The 19,676-nt window shown below is 68.8% G+C and carries 16 protein-coding genes; 11 read left to right on the plus strand and 5 right to left on the minus strand.

Annotated features, from left to right (window positions below; all coding sequences use genetic code 11):
* The first annotated feature begins 446 nt into the window (after nucleotides 1-446).
* The 4 genes from thrC (at nucleotide 447) to ASE35_RS12770 (ending at nucleotide 7,084) form a co-directional block, all read left to right on the plus strand.
* Entirely contained in the window at nucleotides 447-1,742 is a 1,296-nt protein-coding gene (thrC, locus tag ASE35_RS12755) for a threonine synthase (RefSeq protein WP_057164096.1), read from the plus strand.
* A 358-nt stretch (nucleotides 1,743-2,100) separates the two neighbouring features.
* Nucleotides 2,101-2,754 carry an ECF-type sigma factor gene (locus ASE35_RS12760; RefSeq protein ID WP_057164097.1) on the plus strand — a complete coding sequence of 218 codons (654 nt, stop codon included), beginning with the start codon at nucleotides 2,101-2,103 and terminating at the stop codon, nucleotides 2,752-2,754.
* Between the two features lie 42 nt (nucleotides 2,755-2,796).
* On the plus strand, nucleotides 2,797-5,844 hold the full coding sequence (locus ASE35_RS12765) for a serine/threonine-protein kinase (RefSeq protein ID WP_057164099.1): 3,048 nt from the start codon (nucleotides 2,797-2,799) through the stop codon (nucleotides 5,842-5,844).
* Between the two features lie 124 nt (nucleotides 5,845-5,968).
* The gene (locus tag ASE35_RS12770; protein ID WP_057164100.1) at nucleotides 5,969-7,084 is read left to right on the plus strand and encodes a protein kinase; all 1,116 of its coding nucleotides are present in this window, start codon (nucleotides 5,969-5,971) and stop codon (nucleotides 7,082-7,084) included.
* A gap of 37 nt (nucleotides 7,085-7,121) precedes the next feature.
* Here ASE35_RS12770 and ASE35_RS12775 read toward each other — a convergent pair whose 3' ends face one another.
* Entirely contained in the window at nucleotides 7,122-7,799 is a 678-nt protein-coding gene (locus ASE35_RS12775; RefSeq protein WP_057164102.1) for a class I SAM-dependent methyltransferase, read from the minus strand.
* Nucleotides 7,800-8,122: 323 nt separating this feature from the next.
* On the opposite strand from ASE35_RS12775, the gene ASE35_RS12780 reads away from it, so the two are divergent.
* Nucleotides 8,123-8,608, plus strand: coding sequence for a VOC family protein (locus tag ASE35_RS12780; protein ID WP_056180138.1), 486 nt, complete (start codon nucleotides 8,123-8,125; stop codon nucleotides 8,606-8,608).
* A 107-nt stretch (nucleotides 8,609-8,715) separates the two neighbouring features.
* Here ASE35_RS12780 and ASE35_RS12785 read toward each other — a convergent pair whose 3' ends face one another.
* Entirely contained in the window at nucleotides 8,716-10,239 is a 1,524-nt protein-coding gene (locus tag ASE35_RS12785; protein ID WP_200957026.1) for an FAD-dependent monooxygenase, read from the minus strand.
* Between the two features lie 632 nt (nucleotides 10,240-10,871).
* Here ASE35_RS12785 and ASE35_RS12790 point away from each other — a divergent pair.
* Together ASE35_RS12790 and ASE35_RS12795 are read left to right on the plus strand one after the other, a co-directional pair.
* Nucleotides 10,872-12,326 (plus strand): tectonin domain-containing protein, encoded by a 1,455-nt coding sequence (locus ASE35_RS12790; protein ID WP_157489456.1) that lies wholly within the window; start codon nucleotides 10,872-10,874, stop codon nucleotides 12,324-12,326.
* Nucleotides 12,327-12,439: 113 nt separating this feature from the next.
* Entirely contained in the window at nucleotides 12,440-13,048 is a 609-nt protein-coding gene (locus ASE35_RS12795) for a GyrI-like domain-containing protein (protein ID WP_057164106.1), read from the plus strand.
* Between the two features lie 13 nt (nucleotides 13,049-13,061).
* Here ASE35_RS12795 and ASE35_RS12800 read toward each other — a convergent pair whose 3' ends face one another.
* On the minus strand, nucleotides 13,062-13,841 hold the full coding sequence (locus ASE35_RS12800; RefSeq protein ID WP_056180149.1) for a hypothetical protein: 780 nt from the start codon (nucleotides 13,839-13,841) through the stop codon (nucleotides 13,062-13,064).
* A 278-nt stretch (nucleotides 13,842-14,119) separates the two neighbouring features.
* Here ASE35_RS12800 and ASE35_RS12805 point away from each other — a divergent pair, with 278 nt between their 5' ends.
* Genes ASE35_RS12805 through ASE35_RS12815 form a run of 3 tightly spaced genes read left to right on the plus strand, consistent with a single transcriptional unit; the run spans nucleotide 14,120 to nucleotide 16,498 of the window.
* Entirely contained in the window at nucleotides 14,120-14,956 is an 837-nt protein-coding gene (locus ASE35_RS12805) for an AraC family transcriptional regulator (RefSeq protein ID WP_057164108.1), read from the plus strand.
* Nucleotides 14,957-14,993: 37 nt separating this feature from the next.
* Nucleotides 14,994-15,605, plus strand: coding sequence for a class I SAM-dependent methyltransferase (locus ASE35_RS12810; protein ID WP_057164110.1), 612 nt, complete (start codon nucleotides 14,994-14,996; stop codon nucleotides 15,603-15,605).
* Nucleotides 15,602-16,498, plus strand: coding sequence for a DMT family transporter (locus ASE35_RS12815; protein ID WP_056180160.1), 897 nt, complete (start codon nucleotides 15,602-15,604; stop codon nucleotides 16,496-16,498). Before ASE35_RS12810 ends, ASE35_RS12815 begins: the two co-directional genes overlap by 4 nt.
* Before the next feature lie 51 nt (nucleotides 16,499-16,549).
* Here the strand turns inward: ASE35_RS12815 and ASE35_RS12820 are convergent, their stop codons facing one another.
* Both ASE35_RS12820 and ASE35_RS12825 read right to left on the minus strand, forming a co-directional pair.
* A complete protein-coding gene (locus ASE35_RS12820; protein ID WP_057164112.1) occupies nucleotides 16,550-17,512 on the minus strand; it encodes an MBL fold metallo-hydrolase in 963 nt (320 codons plus the stop codon).
* A 194-nt stretch (nucleotides 17,513-17,706) separates the two neighbouring features.
* Nucleotides 17,707-18,933 carry a pentapeptide repeat-containing protein gene (locus ASE35_RS12825; protein WP_162259055.1) on the minus strand — a complete coding sequence of 409 codons (1,227 nt, stop codon included), beginning with the start codon at nucleotides 18,931-18,933 and terminating at the stop codon, nucleotides 17,707-17,709.
* Between the two features lie 247 nt (nucleotides 18,934-19,180).
* On the opposite strand from ASE35_RS12825, the gene ASE35_RS12830 reads away from it, so the two are divergent.
* Nucleotides 19,181-19,585, plus strand: a complete 405-nt coding sequence (locus ASE35_RS12830) for a hypothetical protein (protein WP_057164115.1) — start codon at nucleotides 19,181-19,183, stop codon at nucleotides 19,583-19,585.
* Nucleotides 19,586-19,676 lie beyond the last annotated feature (91 nt).

Raw genomic sequence — 19,676 nt, forward strand, 5'->3', positions numbered from 1 at the left:
CCCGCCGGTCGTCCACCGCCGCACGCATCCCCCTTCCCGCCAGAGACCCGCCGGTCCTCCCCCTTTGAAAAAGGGGAACCGAGGGGGATTCGCTCTTCGACCCCCGCCGGTCGTCCACCGCCGCACGCACCCCCCTTCCCGCCAGAGACCCACTGGCCCTCCCCCTTTGAAAAAGGGGGACCGAGGGGGATTTGCTCTTCGACCGCCGCCGGTCGCCCACCGCCGCACACATCTCCCTTCCCGCCAGAGACCCTCCGGTCCTCCCCCTTTGAAAAAGGGGGACCGAGGGGGATTTGCTCTTCGACCCCCGCCGGTCGTCCACCGCCGCACGCATCCCCCTTCCCGCCAGAGACCCACTGGTCCTCCCCCTTTGAAAAAGGGGGACCGAGGGGGATTTGCTCTTCGACCGCACCAAGCAGCCACGCCGCCCCGCCCCGAGACCGCCCATGAATTACTTCAGCACGCGCGGCCAGACGCCCGCGACTTCGATCGACGCCGCGCTCTCGGCCGGACTCGCGCCCGATGGCGGTCTCTACGTACCCGAAGCCTTGCCGCAGTTGCCGCCGCAGCCCGCGCGCGACGCGCTCGCCGATACCGCGCAGGCCCTGCTCGCGCCCTACTTCGCCGACTCCGCGCTGCGCGAGCGCCTGCCCGAACTGTGCCGCCGCGCCTACGACTTCCCCGCGCCGTTGCGTGCGCTCTCGCAAGCCGACGACCTGCTGCTGGAGCTGTTCCACGGCCCCACCGCCGCCTTCAAGGACTATGCCGCGCGCTTCCTCGCCGAGGCCTTGTCGGCCCTGCGCCGGCCCGACGCGCCGACCACCACCATCGTGGTCGCAACCTCCGGCGACACCGGCGCCGCGGTCGCGGCGGCGTTCCATCGCCGGCCCGGCTTCCGCGTGGCGATCCTCTACCCCGACGGCCGCGTCTCGCCGCGCCAGGCCCACGGCCTGGGCTGCTGGGGCGAAAACGTCCAGGCCTATCGCGTCGACGGCGATTTCGACGCCTGCCAGCGCCTGGCCAAGCAGGCGCTGTCCGATCAGGCCCTGCGCGCAACCTCGTCGCTGAGTTCGGCCAACAGCATCAGCCTGGGGCGCCTGCTGCCGCAGGCCGCCTACTACGCGCATGCCGCCGCACAGCACCAGGCGCGCAACGGCCAAGCACTCAACTTCATCGTGCCCACCGGCAATCTGGGCAACGCTTGCGCGGCCCTGGTCGCGCAACGCATGGGTGCGCCGATCGGCGAGATCCGCCTGGCCACCAACGCCAACGACACCCTGCCGCGCTACTTCGCCGGCGCCGATTACGCCGCGCAGCCGACCCGCGCCACCCTCGCCAACGCCATGGACGTGGGCGCGCCCAGCAACTACGAGCGCCTGCGCCACTGGTTCGGCAGCGACGCGCAACTGCGTGCCGCGATCGTCGCCACCGCCGTCGACGACGCCACCATCACCGACACCATCCGACGCGCGCCGCAGCGCCACGGCATCGTGCCCTGCCCGCATACCGCCACCGGCCTGCACCTGTTGGAAGGCTTGCGCGCGCAAGGCGATAGCCGGCCGTGGGCGGTGGTCGCGACCGCGCATCCGGCCAAGTTCGACAGCATCGTCGAGCCCTTGATCGGTCGCGCGGTGCCGCCGCCCCACGCCCTGGCCGAGGCCTTGGCGCGCCCGGCGTCGGCCGAACCCCTGCGCGCCGACTACGCGACGCTGCGCGCGCGGCTGGCCGCCATAACCGCCTGAGCGCACCGGCCACGGAAAGCGACGATCGTCACAATATGACGGAGTGCGAAGCACTAACGTCGCCCACGACAGCATCGCCTTCCGGGAGAAATAACGCCGTCCGTCGGCGTGGCAGGGAAGCACCGTGCGATGCCCGCGCACAGCCCGTGTGCAACGCAAAACCTGCTACGGCTCGGGCGGGCAATCACCGCATATCACTAACAAAACGTAGGGGTTTTCACCTGCGTCGCACAGCGCTTAGTTAGCGAAACCTGACCACTCACCATCGGTTGCGCCCGCAACAATCGACAGTGGACGGCCTTTGGCGTATTTATCGTTCTCAAGGACACAACTTTCGTATTCGGAAACACTCCATACCATGACGCAGCAGGCCCAAGAAGCGCTTCAGGGCACCCCGGACGGCAGCCCGTCCGGGTTCGAATTCGGCTGCGACACCATAGATTCCGTCACCCAACTGATCCTGGCCGCCCAGAACGGCCAGGCCGGCGCCTGGGACCGGGTCTACACCTTGCTGTATCAGGAACTGCATAAAGTCGCCGGGCTGCACCTGCGCCGGCGCTGGCGCGGCAGCGAGCGTTCGCCGACTTCGCTGATCAACCGCACCTGGCTGCGCCTCAACCAGGACGAGGTCACGCTCAACAATCGCCAGCATCTGTTGTCGGTGCTGTCGCGCGCGATGCGTTACGCCGTGCTGGACGAAGTGCGGCGCCTGCAGGCCAGCAAGCGCGCCGAGCACTACCACCCCGGCGAAATCGATTCCGTACAAGAACCCTCCTACGACCCGGAACTGGATCAGCTTGTCGCGATCGACCGCGCGCTCACCGATCTGGCCGCGGTCGATCCGCGCCTGGGTCAGGTCGTGGAAATGCGCTACTTCGCCGGCATGAGCGAAGGGGAGATCGCACAAGTACTAGGCGTCACCGAACGTACGGTGCGGCGCGACTGGCGCAAAGCGCGCGCTTTCCTGGCCGCATCCCTGGACCCGAGCGGCACGGACGACGGCTCGACGTAAGACCTCATTGAACGCAGGACGCCCGACCTGGCCGACACCGCCATGACCTCCTTGTCCGTGCGTGCGTTGACATTGTTCGACGAGTACGTGGCGATGCCATCGGCCGCGCGCGAGCGCGCCTTGGCGGCGCTGGCGCGCAGCGACGCGCCGCTGTACGCGACCCTGCGCGCGCTGCTGGACGCCGACGCCGGCGACGAGGTTGTCTTGCGGCGCTCGGCCGTGGATTTCCTGGCCGACAAGCAGCCCGCCAACTCCGAGGACGCACCCGACGACGACGCGCACTGCGCCGACCAGTCGCGCATCGGCACCCACCTGGGGCCCTGGCGCCTGCAACGCCTGATCGCGCGCGGCGGCATGGGCGCGGTCTACGAGGCGCATCGCGACGACGGCCATTACCAGCAGCGCGTCGCGCTCAAGTGCATCCGCAACGAACTGGTCTCGCCCGATCTGGTCGCCGCCTTCCTGGACGAGCGCCATCACCTGGCGCGCCTGGACCACGCCGGCATCGCCAGTCTGGTCGATGGCGGCATCGACGGCGATGGCCGGCCCTGGTTCGCGATGCGTTATGTCGACGGCACCCCGATCGACGAATGGTGCGACGCCCGCAACGCCGATGTGCGCACCCGCGTGGGCCTGTTGATCCAGGCCTGCGAAGCGCTCGCGCATGCGCACGCGCAGGGCGTGCTGCATGGCGACATCAAGCCGGCCAACCTGTTGGTCACCGCGGATGGCCATCTGCATCTGGTCGACTTCGGCATTTCCTCGCTGTTCACCGGCAGCGCGCTTGCCGATCCGCAGCTCGCGGCCACGCCCGACTACAGCGCGCCGGAAAGCCTGCGGGACGGCATTCGCGGCCCCGCGGTCGACATCTATTCGCTGGGCGTACTGGCCTATCGCCTGCTGTGCGCGCAATGGCCGGCGCCCAAACACAGCCTGCACGAACTCATGCCCGGCTGGAGTTCCGCGGCCGCCGAGCCCATGGAGCGCCTGCTGCAGGCGTCGACGCCCGCATCGGTGGCGCGGCAGCGCGGCGCGCGCAGCGTCGCGGCCTTGGCCGACGCGTTGGCCGGCGACCTCAGCGCGATCGCGCTCAAGGCGGTTGCCAAGCAACCGCAAGACCGTTACGCCAGCGCCAGCGAGCTCGGCGCCGACCTGCGCCGTTGGCAGCAAGGTCGGCCGGTGCTGGCGCGCCCGCTCGGCCGCCTGGCCCGCCTGGGCAAGCTGATGCGTCGCAACGGCGCCGCGACCGCCTTGGCCGCGTCGCTATTGCTGGTCTTGATCGCGGGCACCGGCATCACCCTATGGCAAGGCCAGCGCGCCGCGCGCGAGGCGCGCGCCACCCTCGCGGTTGGCCAACTGTTCGCGTCCACGCTGGGCACCGCCACCTTGTCCGGGCTCGGCAGCGCGCCGTTTTCCTCGCGCGCCCTGTTGAACAAGACCGAGGCGCAACTGCGCCAAATGTCGCTGCACGACCACCCGCAACTGCTCGCGCACAGCCTGGCCACGCTCGCGCGCGGCAACGCGGTGATCGGCGATTACAAGCGCGCCGAAGACCTGGCCGCCGAGGCGATGCGCGCCCTGGGCGAGGTCGGGGACGACGACGGCTACGTGTCGGCCACCCAGGTTTCGATGCTCAATGCACGCGCGCATTTCGACGACGCCGCGCGTTTGGCCACGGCCCGTCTGGCGCAGTTGGCGGACCGCAACGATGCGTCCGCGCGCCGGGAAAAAGTCAACTTCAGCGCCGAACTCGCCCAGGCCGAGTGGGGGCAAGGCCATCCGCCGGCCGCGCTGCGCACGCTGGACGAAGCCGTCGCGCAGGCGCGCGCACTCGGGCCCGGCAACGAAGAACTGCAGGCCCAGGTGCTGATCCGCCGCGGCAACTATCGTTCGCGCGTGTCCTACTTCCGACAGGCGCAAGCCGATCTGAGTTCGGCGATCGCGCTGGCCGACAAGACCAACACCGTGCTCGCCGACGACGGCCGCGACGAGTTGGTGATGATGCTGCTGCGCAAGAGCCGCCGGGTCGACCCGGCCTTCAGCGAACGCCTGCTGCAAAGCCGCCGACGCACCTTGGGCGAGCACCATCCCAAGACCGGCCGCGCCTGGATATTGCTCGGCTATACCCAATACCTGGCCGGCAGCAAGGTGATCGCCCGCCAGCAATTGCTGGCCGGCTTGGCGATGATCGAGGCCGCGTACGGGCGTAACCACCCCGAGTACGCGATGGCGTCGATGATCGCGTCCTACACCGCGCCGGGCGACAACCGCGACAGCATCGCTCCCTTGCGCGAAGTCGCCCAGATCTGCGAGCGGACCTTGGGCCGGAACCACGAAACCACGGTACGCGCGAACACCGTGCTGGCGATGCGCCTGCTGAGCCTGTCGCCGCGCAACCAGCGGCCCGACGATCCAGCCGAGATCGAAACGCTGTTGAGCGACAACCTGCGCATCAAGGAAAAGGCCGGCCTGCCCTCCTCGCGCGAGGCGCAGCTGCTGGCGCGCGTGCTGATGCTGCGCGGCACGCCGGCCGACCTGCCACGCGCGCAGGCCTTGCTGCGCCATGCCCAGTCCGATGCGGCCCGCTACTACGAAACCGACGACGCGTTCACCCGCCTGGTCAGCCAGATGGCGATCTCGCTGGACTACCTGCAAGGACAGCGCGCGCGCGCCGACGCCGCCTTCGCGCGGCAGGTGGCCGCCGATGTCGCCGACGACAGCGATGTCGCCAGCGCCGGCATCCACGAGAGCCTGATGTTCCGCGCGCTGTACGCCTATGAGACCTGCCGCGACGACGATGCGGCGGCGCTGCTGACCCGGTCGGCCGAAGACGACCTGCGCCGCCAGGGACCGGAGGGCCCCGCCACCCGCGAATCGCGCGCCTATCTGACCGCCTTGCGCGACGGCGCCATGCTGTCGGCGCCGCCGGCGCAAGGCATTCCGCCGTACGCGCTCAAGGCCGCGGTCCTTCGACGCGCCCAGAACTGCGGAAATGGAACATATTTCGTACGTAAAAATTCCACCACCAATCTGACTGCGGCGCTGCCTAAGGGCGGCGCGCGGCCCGGCAGCGGAACCGCTAAGCGCTAACCCGGTCGCAGATTCGTCTTTCCAGCGACGAACGGTGTCCCCTGCATGCCCTGATGCCGCGCGCCACGGCGATATCTGCTGTGTCAGGCGCAACCGCGCCCACCGCCGGCCTCACCGCTTACCCATGGACGAACTCAAGCTTCGCGCCTTGGACCTGTTCGACGACTACGTCGACCTGCCGGCGGCGCAACGTGCGGAATGGTTGCAATCGCTCCAGCACGCCAATCCGCGCCTGCACGGGGCCCTGGCCCATCTGCTGCGCGCCGACGGCTGCCGCCATGCCCTGGACGACGAGCTGCCCAGCGGCTTGGTCGCCCATCTGGCGGTGCTGGCCTCGCCCGAACACGCGCACGCCGGGCCCGCCGATCCCCGCATCGGCGAGCGCCTGGGCGCATGGCGGATCGATCGCGCCCTAGCCGACGCCTGCGGCGGCGGCCGCTACCTCGCCTACCGCGACGACGGCCGCTACCGCCAGCAAGTGGTGTTGCACTGCCTGAATTCGACCCTGCGCGAGCCGCATGCGATCGGCGCCTTCTTGTCCGACCGTCGCCGTCTGGTCGCCCTGCGCCATCCGGGCATCGCCACCATCCTGGACGCCGGCCTCGACGGCGACGGGCATCCCTGGTTCGCCGCCCGCCCCGTCGACGGCCAGGCCATCGACGACTGGTGCGACGCCCGCCGTCTGCCCGTGGCGCAGCGAGTCGACCTGCTGATTCGCGCCTGCGACGCGCTCGCCTATGCCCATGACCACGGCGTGCGCCACCGGCATGTGGCCGCCTGCAGCCTGCTGGTGGACGAAACCGGGCAACTCCAGCTGGTCGGCTTCGGCCTGCCCGCACCCGCCCGCAGCGCCTCGCTGTTCGACGCCGCACCCACGCCGCCCGACGCCGACCGTATCGCCATCGGCGCCGACGTGCGCGCCCTGGGCGCGGTCGCATTCCGCCTGCTGTGCGGCCGCGCGCCGCTGTCGGCGAAACCCGGCGCCGCGCCGAGCATGGCCTTGGCGCTGATCGACGCCCCGGCCAGCGTCGCCCAACGCCGCGGTCTGCACGACAACCGCGCGCTCGCGCGCACCCTCGGCGGCGACCTTACGTCCATCGTCGAACGAGCCATGGCCGCGCGCGGCGGCTATGCGGACATGCTCGCGTTCGCCGACGACCTGCGCCTGTGGCATGCGGGCCGCCCGATCGCCAGGGACAGCGGCTGGTTGCTGCGCCTGCGGCAGGCGCTGCATCTGTGAACGCTGGCGGATCGGCGAGGCCCTGAGGGCAACGACGCTAGGCCGGGTTGTAGGCGACCCAGCCTTTGAAGCTAAACGCGGCGTAGAACAGCTCGACCGTACCGAAGCCGGCCTGCTGCAACAGCTCGACCTCCTGCTCGGGCGACAGCAGCGGCAGTCTGGCGCCGATGGCGGCGATCGCATGGTTGGCGTCCAACTCGGCGACGCCGGACGCGATCCCGAAGGCCGCATAGCGGCTCAGCCATCGCCGCTTCTGCTCCGGTTCCAGCGGAATGCTGTGGTGGGCGACGACCAGCGGCGCGCCCGGCTGCATGCACCGCCGGAGTTCGATCAAGGTGCGCAGGCGCTCTTCGGCATCGAGGAAGTGAAGGGTCAGCAGGCAGGCGGCGCCATCGAAGGGCCCCTCGGGCGCGCTGTCGATATAGCCCTCGATGAGTTCGGCGCGCGGCGCCAGCAGCCCCAAGGTGACCGCCGCGAGCTTCAACATCTCGGCCGACGGGTCCACGCCGACCAGGCGCCATCCCGGTTGCGCTTCGGCGAACACCTTCAACTCCAAACCGCCGCCGGCGCCCAGCACCAGCACGCGGCCATCGTCGGGCACGCGCTCGGCCAGCAGCAGCCGGGTCATTTGCTGCAGGGCATGAAAGCCCGGCACCTGGCGCACCGGGCCCTGCGCGTAGCGGGCGACCGCTTGCGGATCGGAGAACGAAGACAAGGCAGAACTCCCGCTCGAAGCCAGGGCGTTTCATGCTACGACATAGGCCGCGCCGCCGATCGGGCACCGCTGGCACGGATCGTCGCGCCTCGCGCAACGCCGCGATGTCGCCGCAGACACGAGCCGCCACGTTCCCACGACCGATACCGCCACCGCGGCCATGCGTGCCGGCGACGGATCGCCCACGCCAGGTCAGGGCTTCGTGCGCGTGGGCCTTGCGTGGCGCTCGCCGAAGACGCGAAAGCTGGGCGAGGCGACTTCACGCCAGACTCGCTCGCGCCGCAGTACCCTCGCTCGCCCGGATTGACCTCAGGAGGTTGCGCATGACCGCCAAGATCCAGCCCTGCCTTTGGTACGACAAAAACGCCGAAGAGGCCGCGCAGTTCTACGCCGCGACTTTTCCCGGTAGCCACATAGACGCGGTGGCGCGTGCGCCCGGCGATTATCCCGACGGCAAGCAGGGCGAGGTCCTGACCGTGGAGATGACGATCTTCGACATGCCGTTTCTGCTGTTGAACGGAGGTCCTCAATTCAAGTTCGATGAAGCGGTGAGTTTCCAGGTCGCCACCGACGACCAGGCCGAAACCGATCGCTACTGGAACGCGATCGTGGACAACGGCGGCAAAGAGAGCATGTGCGGCTGGTGCGAAGATCGCTTCGGCCTGTCCTGGCAGATCACGCCGCGGCGCCTGACCGACCTGATGGCCCAGGGCGGCGACACCGCGAAACGCGCGTTCGCAGCGATGATGAAAATGCGCAAGATCGACATCGCCGAGCTCGATCGCGCGGTCGCGGACGTCGGCACCTGAGGTTCGGATACGTTCGCGAGGCTACGCCCCGCGCCTGCGACGCATAGCGGTCGCAGGCTCGAAGGCGATCGCCGGGGGTTAAACCCCGAACGATAACGCCGCCCGCGTCAGCTCTCGACGGGCGCGCCAAACCAGGTGGCGAGCGCCTCGCGCAGTCCTTCGTGCGTGCCCTCGCCCACCCAGGCCACATGGCCATCCGGCCGTATCAACACGGCCGTGGGCGGCGCGACGATGCCCAGTGCGGGCAGCTCCCACACCCCCGCGTAGCGCGCCTCGACCAAGCGCACTCGCCCCGTCCACGCGGCGAGGTCCAAGGCGCCGGGTGCGCCCAGGTTGAGCAGCACCGGCCTGGCCTCGTGCAGCAAGGTATAGACACGCAGCGGGCCGTCGGCGCCGATCAATTCGAGATCGGGCATGCGGCGCCCGAGCAGCGGATGGCCTTCGCCGAACTCGTATCGGATATCCAAGCCGCTCATCATCGCCGCGTAGCGCTTGCGCGGCTCGTCCATGCGCATCAGTTCGGACACCACCTCGGCCACCGCCTTGCTGCGGTCGTCGTTGCGATGCAATACGACCTGCGCCAGGGTGTTGCGCAACACGCGCGCGCCGACCGGATGGCGTTCGGCGTGATAGCTGTCCAACAAACCCTCCGGCGAGGTGCCGTGGACGACCTGAGCCAGCTTCCAGCCCAGATTCACCGCGTCCTGCACGCCGGTGTTGAGGCCCTGTCCGCCGATCGGGCTGTGTATGTGCGCGGCGTCGCCGGCCAGCAGCACGCGTCCGACGCGGTAGCTCGCGGCTTGACGCGTCGTATCGGTGAATCGCGAGATGTAAGCGGGGCTATGTATCCCATAGTCGGTGCCGTACACGGCGATCAGGGCGGCACTGAGATCGCGCAGAGTAGGTTCGGTCGTGCTGACCTGCGCCTCGGTCACCATGACCCGGGTCGGCCCGCCTTCCCCGTAGATCACCTTGCCGTCGCGGATCTCGTAATCCAGCTTGCCGAACCCATGCGTGCCCAAGGCATCGCGATGGACGCCCAATGCCGGCGGCTGGCTGAATTGCGCTTCCGCGATCAGGGCGCTGGTGCTCGGATCGGTGCCGGGGAACTCGATGCCGGCGGCCTTGCGCACCCGACTGCGTCCGCCGTCGCAGCCGACCAGGTACTGCGCGCGCAGGCTCCGGCCATCGGACAAGGCGACGTCGACGCCGGCGGCGTCCTGGGCGAAACCGGCGACCTCGCAGCCGCGATAGATCGTCACCGACAGCTCATCCACCCAATCGGCGAGGATGCGTTCGATGTGGTTCTGCCACAGCCCGAGGCCGTAGGGATGCCGGGTCGGGAAGTCGCCGAGGTCGAACGTGGTGCCGCCGAAGCCCGCGACCTGGGCCACCTGTCCCTGCGACAGGAATCGCTCGACGACGCCGCGCTGATCGAGGATCTCCAGCGTGCGCGCATGCAGACCGCCCGCACGCGCGCCCACCAGATCCCGATTGGCGCGCCGCTCGACGATGGCGACGTCCACACCCGCCAAAGCCAATTCGGCCGCCAGCATCAGTCCGGTCGGGCCGCCTCCGGCGATCGCCACCGCATGCCCACGCATTTCGTCTTGAACCAACCGCTCGCCCATGTCGTCGCTCCAACGGCCGGAGGGTCCGGCTTACGGTCGGCGATTTAGCGCCACGGCGCGGGGCTTGCCGCAAGCCCCCCATGCGCTAAGATATTGATAGGGACAGGGGCGTCTTCACCCCCTCTGCGCCGATCGGCCCGCTGCGCGGGCGCGCGTTCCGCCCAAGCCCCCTTACCCGCCTTCTTCCGCGTTCCAGCGCGGATAGCCGCCTGCCTGCGCCGGTCCGCTCTTCTTTCCGAACGCAACGACCCGCGCGGGCTCGGCCCGCCGGCGCATCGCGTCCGACACGCCAACATCGGCATCGTCCGGCGACCGCGCCGGATGAGCGGCGCCTACGGGGCGACCGCCGACACCGGCGCGGTCGTTTCCGAGCCGGAGCGGACGTAGGATTGCGCTGGGCGCAATGAACCGTCTTCGCCGCCACGCCGGTACGACCGACGTGGCGCGATACCGCGGAGCGGTCGCTGCCGCCGCAGCACGAACACGGCTACACCCGGGGAACTGCAAGCTTCCGAACCGCCGCAAGCACCGCGTCGCCACCGCCGCTCGGCCTGGCGCAGGGCGCTGTGGCGCTGTGCGCGGGGAAACCAGAGCCCGGTCCTGTCACTTCCATCCCACTCTCGGAGTAGCGCATGGCAACGTATTTGATGGCGACGAACGGCAACGACGGTACGTTCTGGGCTTTGAACGCGGCCCATCAGGCGCTGCGGTATCTGGGCAATTCCTCGGTGCAGCCCGAAACCTCGCAGGCGCTGACCTATATCGCGGTCGGCAACGTCAACAGCATCTACGGCCTCAGCGCCGCCGGCGAGGTCTATCGGCTGGTCAATACGCCGTACCAGGCCGCGCCCTGGACGCCGATGTGGCATGTCAGCACCAGCGCGGACGGTTCGGCCTGGGGCGTCGACGGCAACGGCAATATCTTCGAGTGGTCCGGCGGGCAATGGCAGCAACGCCCCAACGGCGGCGCCATGGCCCTGTTCGTCGCGGTCGGCGACGGCGGCAATGTCTGGACCATCGACAACACCAGCGGCTGGTGGGGCGGCCCCGGCGTTCCGTACAAGTGGAACGGCAGCACCTTCGCTCCGGTGACCGACGCACCCAACGCGCAGTGGATCTCGATCGCTCCGGACGGCACGGTCTGGCTGCAGTCGCACGACGATCGCACTCTGTATCTCGATGGCGGCGTATGGCGGGTCGCCGCCACCAACACACCGAATCTGTTCGGCATCGCCGCGGGCAACGGCGGGCTGGTCTACGGCTGGGACTTCGGCCTGCTCTGGGTCCTGGGCGGCGGCTTCTGGCAGCCCATCGACACCCTGGGGTCCTGCGCTTCGGCCGGCGTGGCCGCGGACGGCACCCTGCTGGTCGACGGCGATCCGGTCGTCCGGCTGGCCGGCTTCGGCGCCTGGCAGTCGCTGGTGTTTCCGAATCGCACCTTGGACAAGATCGCCATCGACGCCCATAAGATGTATGCGCTCGACGTGCAGACCGGCGTCTATCTGCAATGGGGCGGCAGCACCTGGCAGAAGATCGCGGGCAGCAATTTCGTTTCGATCTCGGCGGGCGTCGACGGCAGCTTGTGGGCTGTCGATCAGGCGCAAGCGATCTGGAGTTTCGACGGTGCCGCCTGGCAGTCCGTGCCTGGCCGGATGCAGAAGGTCGCGGTGGGTTCCTCGCAGTACATCGCCGGCCTCGACCCCAGCGGCAAGCTGTTCTTCTTCACCGGCGGCGGCTGGCAGGCGGTCTCCTCTCCGACCACCGGCGCGATGCTGGACGTGGCGATCGGCGCCGACGCTTCGCTGTTCGCGATCGACGGCAATCACCATCTGTGGTCGCGGATCGCGCCCGGCGATTGGAGCCAGGCCGGCACCATGCAGCTGCAGCAGATCGACGCCGCCGACCGCTATCACGTGTGCGGCGTCACCTGGGACGACGGCTCGGGCCAGAATGCGGTGTGGTCGGGCTCCGGCGTCGCGGTCGGCGCGGACCACCATCTGCACCATTACTTCAAATCGCCGCTGTGGCAGCAGCGCCAACAGAGCCAGCAAGGCCGGCAAGACCAGCAGGCGCAGACCTCGCTCTGACCGCGCTTCCAGACCGGCGCCGGGCTTCGACCCATCGCGGTCCGGCCACCGCGTACGATCGTCGCGTTCGTGCGCGGCGACAGCGGCCGCATCCGTCGTCCTTGGGAGTCTGCATGGGCAAGATCGATCTGAAGAAAGAACTCAAGTTCCTCTACCAGCCCTCGGCGAAGGCCGTGGTCGAAGTCGAGGTGCCGAGCTTGCGGTTCCTGATGATCGACGGCGCGGGCGACCCCAACACCTCGCCCGCTTACGCCGCCGCGGTGGAGGCCCTGTTCTCCGTGTCCTACACGGCCAAGTTCATGCTCAAGAAGGGCAAGCAGGCGATCGACTACGCGGTCATGCCCTTGGAAGGCTTGTGGTGGGCGGACGACCTGGCGTCCTTCGCCGCCGACGAACGCTCGCAATGGCAATGGACGATGATGATCCTGCAGCCGGATTTCGTGGAGGACGCGGTCATCGACGCGGCCATCGCGCAGGTGCGACGAAAGAAGGCGCTACCCGCGGTGAGCCAGCTGAGGCTGGCGTCCTTCGAAGAGGGCCGGTGCGCGCAGACGCTGCACATCGGCCCCTTCAGCGAGGAAGGCCCGACCATACAGCGCGTCCACGACCATATCGCCGCGCGTTCGGCGCTGACCGGAAAGCACCACGAGATCTATCTCAGCGACATCCGCCGCGGCGATCCGGCCAAGTGGAAAACCATCATCCGCCAGCCGATGAAGTGAGCGCGGCGGCGGTCTAGGCCTTGGGTATCTTGGCGAAGTTGGCCGTCTTGAGCATGCGTTGAGCGCGACGGCCGGTGCGGCCCTGCTTCAGGGCCCGGCGCTTCCTGGCCAAGGTGTCGCCTTCGTGTTCGTAGGTGAGGTTGTCGGCTTTCCGCGGATCGAAATAGCCGATATAGCCGCCGTGGGCCACGCCGAACGAAGGCAGGTCGACGCTCTTCTTGCCGCGGGTCACGGCCCCCATGAAGTTGTTGCGCGAGCCGGGCTCCGACGTGGGCGTGAAGTACAGGGGCAGGACGAAATCCGACACGCCGACGCCGTCGATGGCGTAGGACTGCGCCTGCACGGCATCGCACATTTCGAACCAGTGGAACACGTCGCGATCGCGCGCTTCCGGATGCGGCCCCTGCACCACCAGATTGACCTGTGGGTCGGCGATCATCTCCAGCGCCTCGTGCGAGAGGCTGACCGTCCAGTCCTCCTGCAAGCCCTTGCTCAAGTCCAGGTAAACCACGCCCGCCGGCACGCCGCGGAAGTCGGTCTCGTGCGCGCCGGCCAGATCCTTGTTGAACTTGTCCAGCACGTACAGCACGCCGTCGCCGCGCATATCCAGGGGCTCGAACTCGAAACGGCGCTTGCCCTTGCGGGCCGTGTGCCCTTCCAGGCGCAGCGTCGCGCCGAAGCCCCAGTAGGGCTCGAAGTCGCGCTCGATCTGGATATTGATGGCCCGGATCACCTCCTGCATGCGGAGGTCGCCGATGGCGCCGTGGCTGAGATTGAACACCGAGACGATCATGACCCGCCCTCCGTTGGCTCGACATCCGGGGCCAACGTCGGATGCCGCGCGAACAGGCCAGCGTTCGCCCAAGCGGGCGTCGCGCGAGTCGGGTCGCCGACAAGGCGGCCAGGGGCATTGGAGCAGCGCAGGTTAGTCGGATCCGCGCATCATCGCGTTCTTGTGAGACTTGTCACTATCGCGCCCGGCCGGGAACGGCCACCCTCCGACCGTACGAACGATCAAACGGCCGGCCGACACGCTTGTTAGGTTGCGCCTTTCGAAACGGGAGGACTCGCATGTCGGTCGTGGACAAAGCCTTGTGGGTCATCGAGCGCAACTCGGAATGCGAGCTCAGCCTGTCGACCGTGGCCGAAGCCTGCGGCGTATCGCGCTCGCACCTGGCCAGCGCGTTCGGCAGCAGCACCGGCTGGCCGCTGATGAAGTACCTGCGCGCGCGGCGCCTGACCTGCGCGGCGCAAACCTTGGCGCAGGGCGCGCCCGATATTCTGGCGGTGGCGCTGGACGCGGGCTACGGTTCGCACGAAGCCTTTACCCGCGCATTCCGCGATCAGTTCGAGCTGCCGCCCGAGCGCGTGCGCGAGCGCGCGAGCACGCAGGGCCTGGCGCTGGTCGCGCCGCTGGACCTGCGCAACCGGGCGCGCCCCGCGCTGGCGCCGCCCTGGCTGGCCGACGGCCCGGCCGTGCGCGCGGTCGGTCTGTCGCGCCGCCACAGCTTCGACAAGGTCATCGGCATTCCCATTCAATGGCAGGTCTTCATGGCCGGCGGCTACGGCCAGATTCCGCACCGGGTCGAAGGCATACCGATCGGCATTCAGCAGCCCGCGGACGAACAGGGCGGATTCGACTACGTCTGCGCCGCCGAGGTCAGCGCGTTCGGCCGTGTACCGGAAGATCTGCTGCGGATCGAAATCGCGCCTTGCCGCTACGCGGTGTTCGAACACCGCGGACATGTCTCGACGGTACTGGATACCTATGCCGCGATCTGGAACGAAGCCTTGCCCGAGCACGAATGGACGCCGGCTCAGTCGCCTATCATCGAGCGGCATTCGCCTGAGTTCGATCCCGACACCGGCGAAGGCGGGCTCTCGCTGTGGATACCGCTGGCCGATTAAGGCCTCGCCTCATCGCTACGCCCCAGGAGCACACGCCATGCCCGATTCGTCCGATTCGAACCGCCGCACCGTCGCCGGCTACGAGCGATGCGCGCACGACTACGCGGCCAGCGTGCCGAAGCAGCCGACCGGGCTGTATGCCACGGCCTTGCGGCAACTGGCCGAGCTGCTGCCCGCTGGCGGGCGCGTGCTGGACGTGGGCTCCGGCCCCGGCTGGGATGCCGATTTCCTGGAAACCCTGGGCCTGCGCGTGCACCGCACCGACGTGACGGCGGCATTCCGCGAAGTTCAGGCCGAGCGCGGCCATCGCGTGGATGCGCTGGACGTGCTCGCGGACGAGATCGCCGACATCTACGACGGCGTCCTGATGCTGTGCGTGCTTCAGCACTTCGAGCGCGCCGACCTGGATGCCGTGTTGCGCAAACTCGCGAACGCCCTGACGTCGGAGGGCGCCTTGCTGCTTTCCTACCCGCTGGGCGAGACCGAGTACTGGGAGCAGGCGAACTCGGGCGACTATCGCGTGGTGCTGTGGACCGGCGCAGCGCTGGACCAGCGCCTGCGGCGCGCAGGCTTCGTCGTCGTGTGGGACGCGCACCAGGACGAGAGCTCCGGTCCCTGGCGCTCCGTGCTGGCGAGGAAGGCCGCATGAGCGCGCGCGCCTGGTGGCTGTTCCTCGCGCTCGGCCTGATCTGGGGCATTCCCTATCTGCTGATCCGGGTGGCGGTGGCCGATTTGCCGCCGGTGTGCGTGGCGTTCGCGCGCACTCTGATCGGCGCCTTGCTGTTGCTGCCGATCGCGGCGATGCGCGGGGAATTGCGGCCGCTGCTGCGCTACTGGAAGCCCTTGCTGGCTTTCACCCTGGTCGAGATCAGTATTCCCTGGTGGTTGTTGGGTTATGCGGAGACGCGCATCAACAGTTCCACCGCCGGCCTGCTGATCGCGCTGGTGCCGGTACTGACCGCCGGCCTGATGGTGCTGAGCGGTCGCGAAGTGCTGAACGGCCGACGCTCGCTGGGATTGGCCGTGGGCTTGGGCGGCGTGGTCGCACTGGTCGGCTTGGACATCGACGTCTCCAACGGCTGGGCCGTAGGCGCCGCGCTGACGACCGCCCTGGGTTACGCGCTGGGTCCGATCGTGATCAGCCGCTATCTGTCCGGGGTACCGCCGCTGGGCGTGATCGCCGCCTCGCTCGCGGTCGCGGCGGCGCTGTACATCCCGTTCGCGATTCCGGCCTGGCCGCCGCAGGTCACGATGAAAGCCGCTGGCTCCGTACTGGTGCTGGGCGTGGTCTGCACCGCGATCGCGTTCCTGCTGTTCTTCTCGCTGATCGCCGAAGCCGGCCCCACGCGCGCCACCGTGATCACCTACGTCAATCCGGTGGTGGCCTTGCTGCTAGGCGTCTGGCTGCTGCATGAGCCGCTCACGCCGGGCATGCTCGCGGGCTTCGCCCTGGTGCTGCTGGGCTCATTCCTGGCCACCTCGCGGGGAGCGTCGCAGCATGGCGCCGATCCGGTTCCGATAGGCAGCGACGAAAGCAGGTGACCGACATCGAGCGCGGGGCAGCGGCGCCGTAACGCGCTGCCCCGCTCGCGATCAGTGTTCCGGCACCCAGACGAAGCTCTCGCCCTGGGCCTTGACGTGGCCCAGGCCCGGGAACGGGAAGTGCACGGAGTAGACGCGCAGATCGCCGTCGGCCGCGCGCTGCAGCAGCGCGCGGCGGCTGGTCTGGGCCAGCGGCGCGTTGGTGTCGTATTGGATGGTCCACTCCGGACGCTGCACCGAGATCACGTGGTGATGCGCGGTATCGCCGATGTAGAGCAGGCGCTGATCGCCCGACGCGATCTCGTAGGCGCTGTGGCCGGGCGTATGTCCGTCCACGGCGACCGCGGTCACGACACCGGGAATGAGGATCGCGCCCGGCTGGAAGGGGGCAACCTTCGGCGTCATCGCCGCGACCAAGGCGGCGGCGCCCTTGTCGGCCTTCAGGCTTTCCCATTCCGGTGCCGACAGATGGATGGCGGCGTTGGGGAACGCGAGCTTGCCGTCGGCGGTGAGCAGGCCGCCGGTGTGATCCTGATGCTGGTGCGAAAGAAAGATGTCGGTGACCTGCGAAGGCTCGACGCCGTCGGCGCGCAGCGAAGCCGGCAGGCGCCCGGCGCGTGCGAACGAGGCGTCGGCCGCGCCGGTGTCGAACAGCAACACGCGCGAGCCGCTGCGCACCAGCAAAGGCTGGATGCTCAGATGCAGCACGTCGGTGGGCAGGCCGGCCGCGCTCAGCAGCGCGGCGACGTCCGCCGGCGGGTGGCCGAGGGCGAAGGTCTTGCCGTCGTTGGCGGCATCGATGTCGCCGTCCTTCAAGGCCGCGGCATCGAGCGCGCCGATCTTGAAGCGATGCACATCCGGGTTCGCGGTTTCCGGCGTCGAGGCCGTGGCCGTGGCGGGCGTCTCGGCCGGAGTCGGCGTGGCGGTCGCGGCGGGCTCGGGCTTGGCGCAACCGACCAAGGTTGCGCCGGCCAAGGCGGCGGCGACGAAGAGAGAGAGCGCGGTGCGATTCATGGGCAGGTCTCGGATGCGAAGTGGGGAGCGGCGACACTCGCCGGTGACCGGGCGTTGCGGCTCAGCGAGCTTAGCCGCGCCGTTATCGACCAACAAGCCGGCATCCACGCAACAGTGTCTTGCTCATTTCGCCTGTATCGCTTGCGCGCGTGCCTGCGCGCAAGCTCGATCGGGCCCTCGCACCCATCGACGGTTCACCAGGCGCAAGGCCCCGGCTTTCCGTTCGGGCAGGTCGTGGTGGCATCCGTTTTGGCCGTGTTGCCGTAGCGCAGCCCTTGGACGTCGGCACCGGTCAGGTCCGCGCCGCGCAGGTCGGTGCCGTACACCAGGGTGTTGTTGAGCTTGGCCTTGACCAGGTTGGCCCGGCGATAGTCGGACATCTGGATATCCGCGCCGCTGAGGTCCGCACCCTGCATCTGGGCCTCGACGAAGGTGCCCATCAGGCGGTCGGCGCGCAGGTCGGCGCCCTGCAGCTTGGCGCGCGTGTAATCGCCCACCACGTCCGCGCCTTGCAGCTTGGCGTCGACGAAACTGCCGTCCGGCGCATTGAAGCGGTACAAGGACGCGGAACGCAGGTCGGCGCCGTCCAGCACGATGCGCGCGCCGCCCTTGTTGTCCAACGTCGCCCCGCGCAGATCGCAGCCCTTGCATTGCGAACTGCTGATCAAGGCCTCGCGATTGCGCGCGACCAGCGCCGAGCCGAAGTCCAGGCAAGGGCCCTTATTGCCCGCCGGACAGGTGGTCGCGGCGTCGGTGCGCGCGCAGATCCGGAAGGACTTGCCACGGCAGTTGGCGCCATTGAAATCAGCGCCGTTCAAATCCGCGCCGCTGAAGTCGATCGGTTTGCCGACGTTGTAGCTCTGCACCTGCAGATCCCTAAAGCTGGCCCCGCTCAACACCGCGCCGACGAAGTGGGTGTTCTCGATGCGGCTGGCGCTGAAGTCGGCGCGCTGGGCCACGGCCTTGCCGAAATCGACGCCGACCAGCTTGGATTCGCTGAAGTCGGCATCGCCCAGCTGCGCGCGATTGAAGCGGTTGCCGTTGAGCTCGCTGCCCTTGAAGCGCGCGCGGGTCAGGTCGATGCCGCTGAAGTCGGCGTCGAGCTGGGCGCGGCTGAAATCGATGCCAGCCAGCTTGGCCGTGCCCAGCTTCGCGGCGCGCAGGTTGGCGCCGCTGGCGTCGGCACCGGTGAGATCCGCTCCGCCGAAGTCGGCGCCCTGCAGATTCGCGCCGCGCAGGCGCGCACCGTCGAAGCGCGTCTTGCTCAAGTCGTAACCGCTCAAGTCGATCCCGTCGGGCAACTCGGCCCGGCTCAGATCGCAGCCCAGACAGGATTTGGGATGCAACAACCGATACAGCGCGTCCGCATCGGCGGCCCTGGCCGGTTGCACCGACATCGCCCCCATGACAGCTACCAGCATCCACCCGAATCCATTCATGGCACGCCCCCCTGTGGCAGAGGCTGGACAGTAGCCGAAAGTGTGGGCGGCTGCGCGCCGTCCGTCCGCACCGCGCGTCTCATCGGCCGGCCGCGTCCAGCGTTTACGCCGGCCGCGCCCCGGTCTGGCGCATTCCCCGCGGCATTCGTTGGATCCCGATTGCTCCGCCGCGAAAGCGCGGCTCACAATGCCGGCGCGCCCACCACCAACCGATCGCGGAGTTTTCGCAATGGAAAGCACGGCCCGTTTCGCCGCTCGCAGCCTTCACCAGACTCGCGCCTGGGCCCTGTTGCTGGTCTTGTCCTTGTGCGCCTTGCCTGCATCCGCCACCGGCACCCTGTTCCGCTTTTCGGCCGGCACCACGCCCGCCGATTTCTTTTCCTTCGAGCTGGTCGGCCGCGAGGACCCGGGCTTTCCTCAAACCAGCTGGACCGGCAGCGGGCAGTACGAAGCCAATCCCAAGGCCTATGTCGTGCGCATGGATCGGGCCGGGAAGCGCTTGACCGTGCGCCATACCAACCCCGGCGATTCGCGCCAACCGCCGTCGTTCGTGCTCGAGGTCCAAGGCGATGCCGGCACGCTCACGCTGGGCAGGAAGACCCTCACCGGCCGCGCCAATTGGGATGTGCTCTAGCCGAACCGGTCGCATCGGAGCATGCAAGTCGCGACCATCGCCGTGGGCCCATCTCGAATCGCACATGGAACCGGGCCCCTCGTGGACCCGA

Origin of the sequence: Lysobacter sp. Root916 (assembly GCF_001429785.1) — a bacterium.
Lineage (GTDB): Bacteria > Pseudomonadota > Gammaproteobacteria > Xanthomonadales > Xanthomonadaceae > Lysobacter.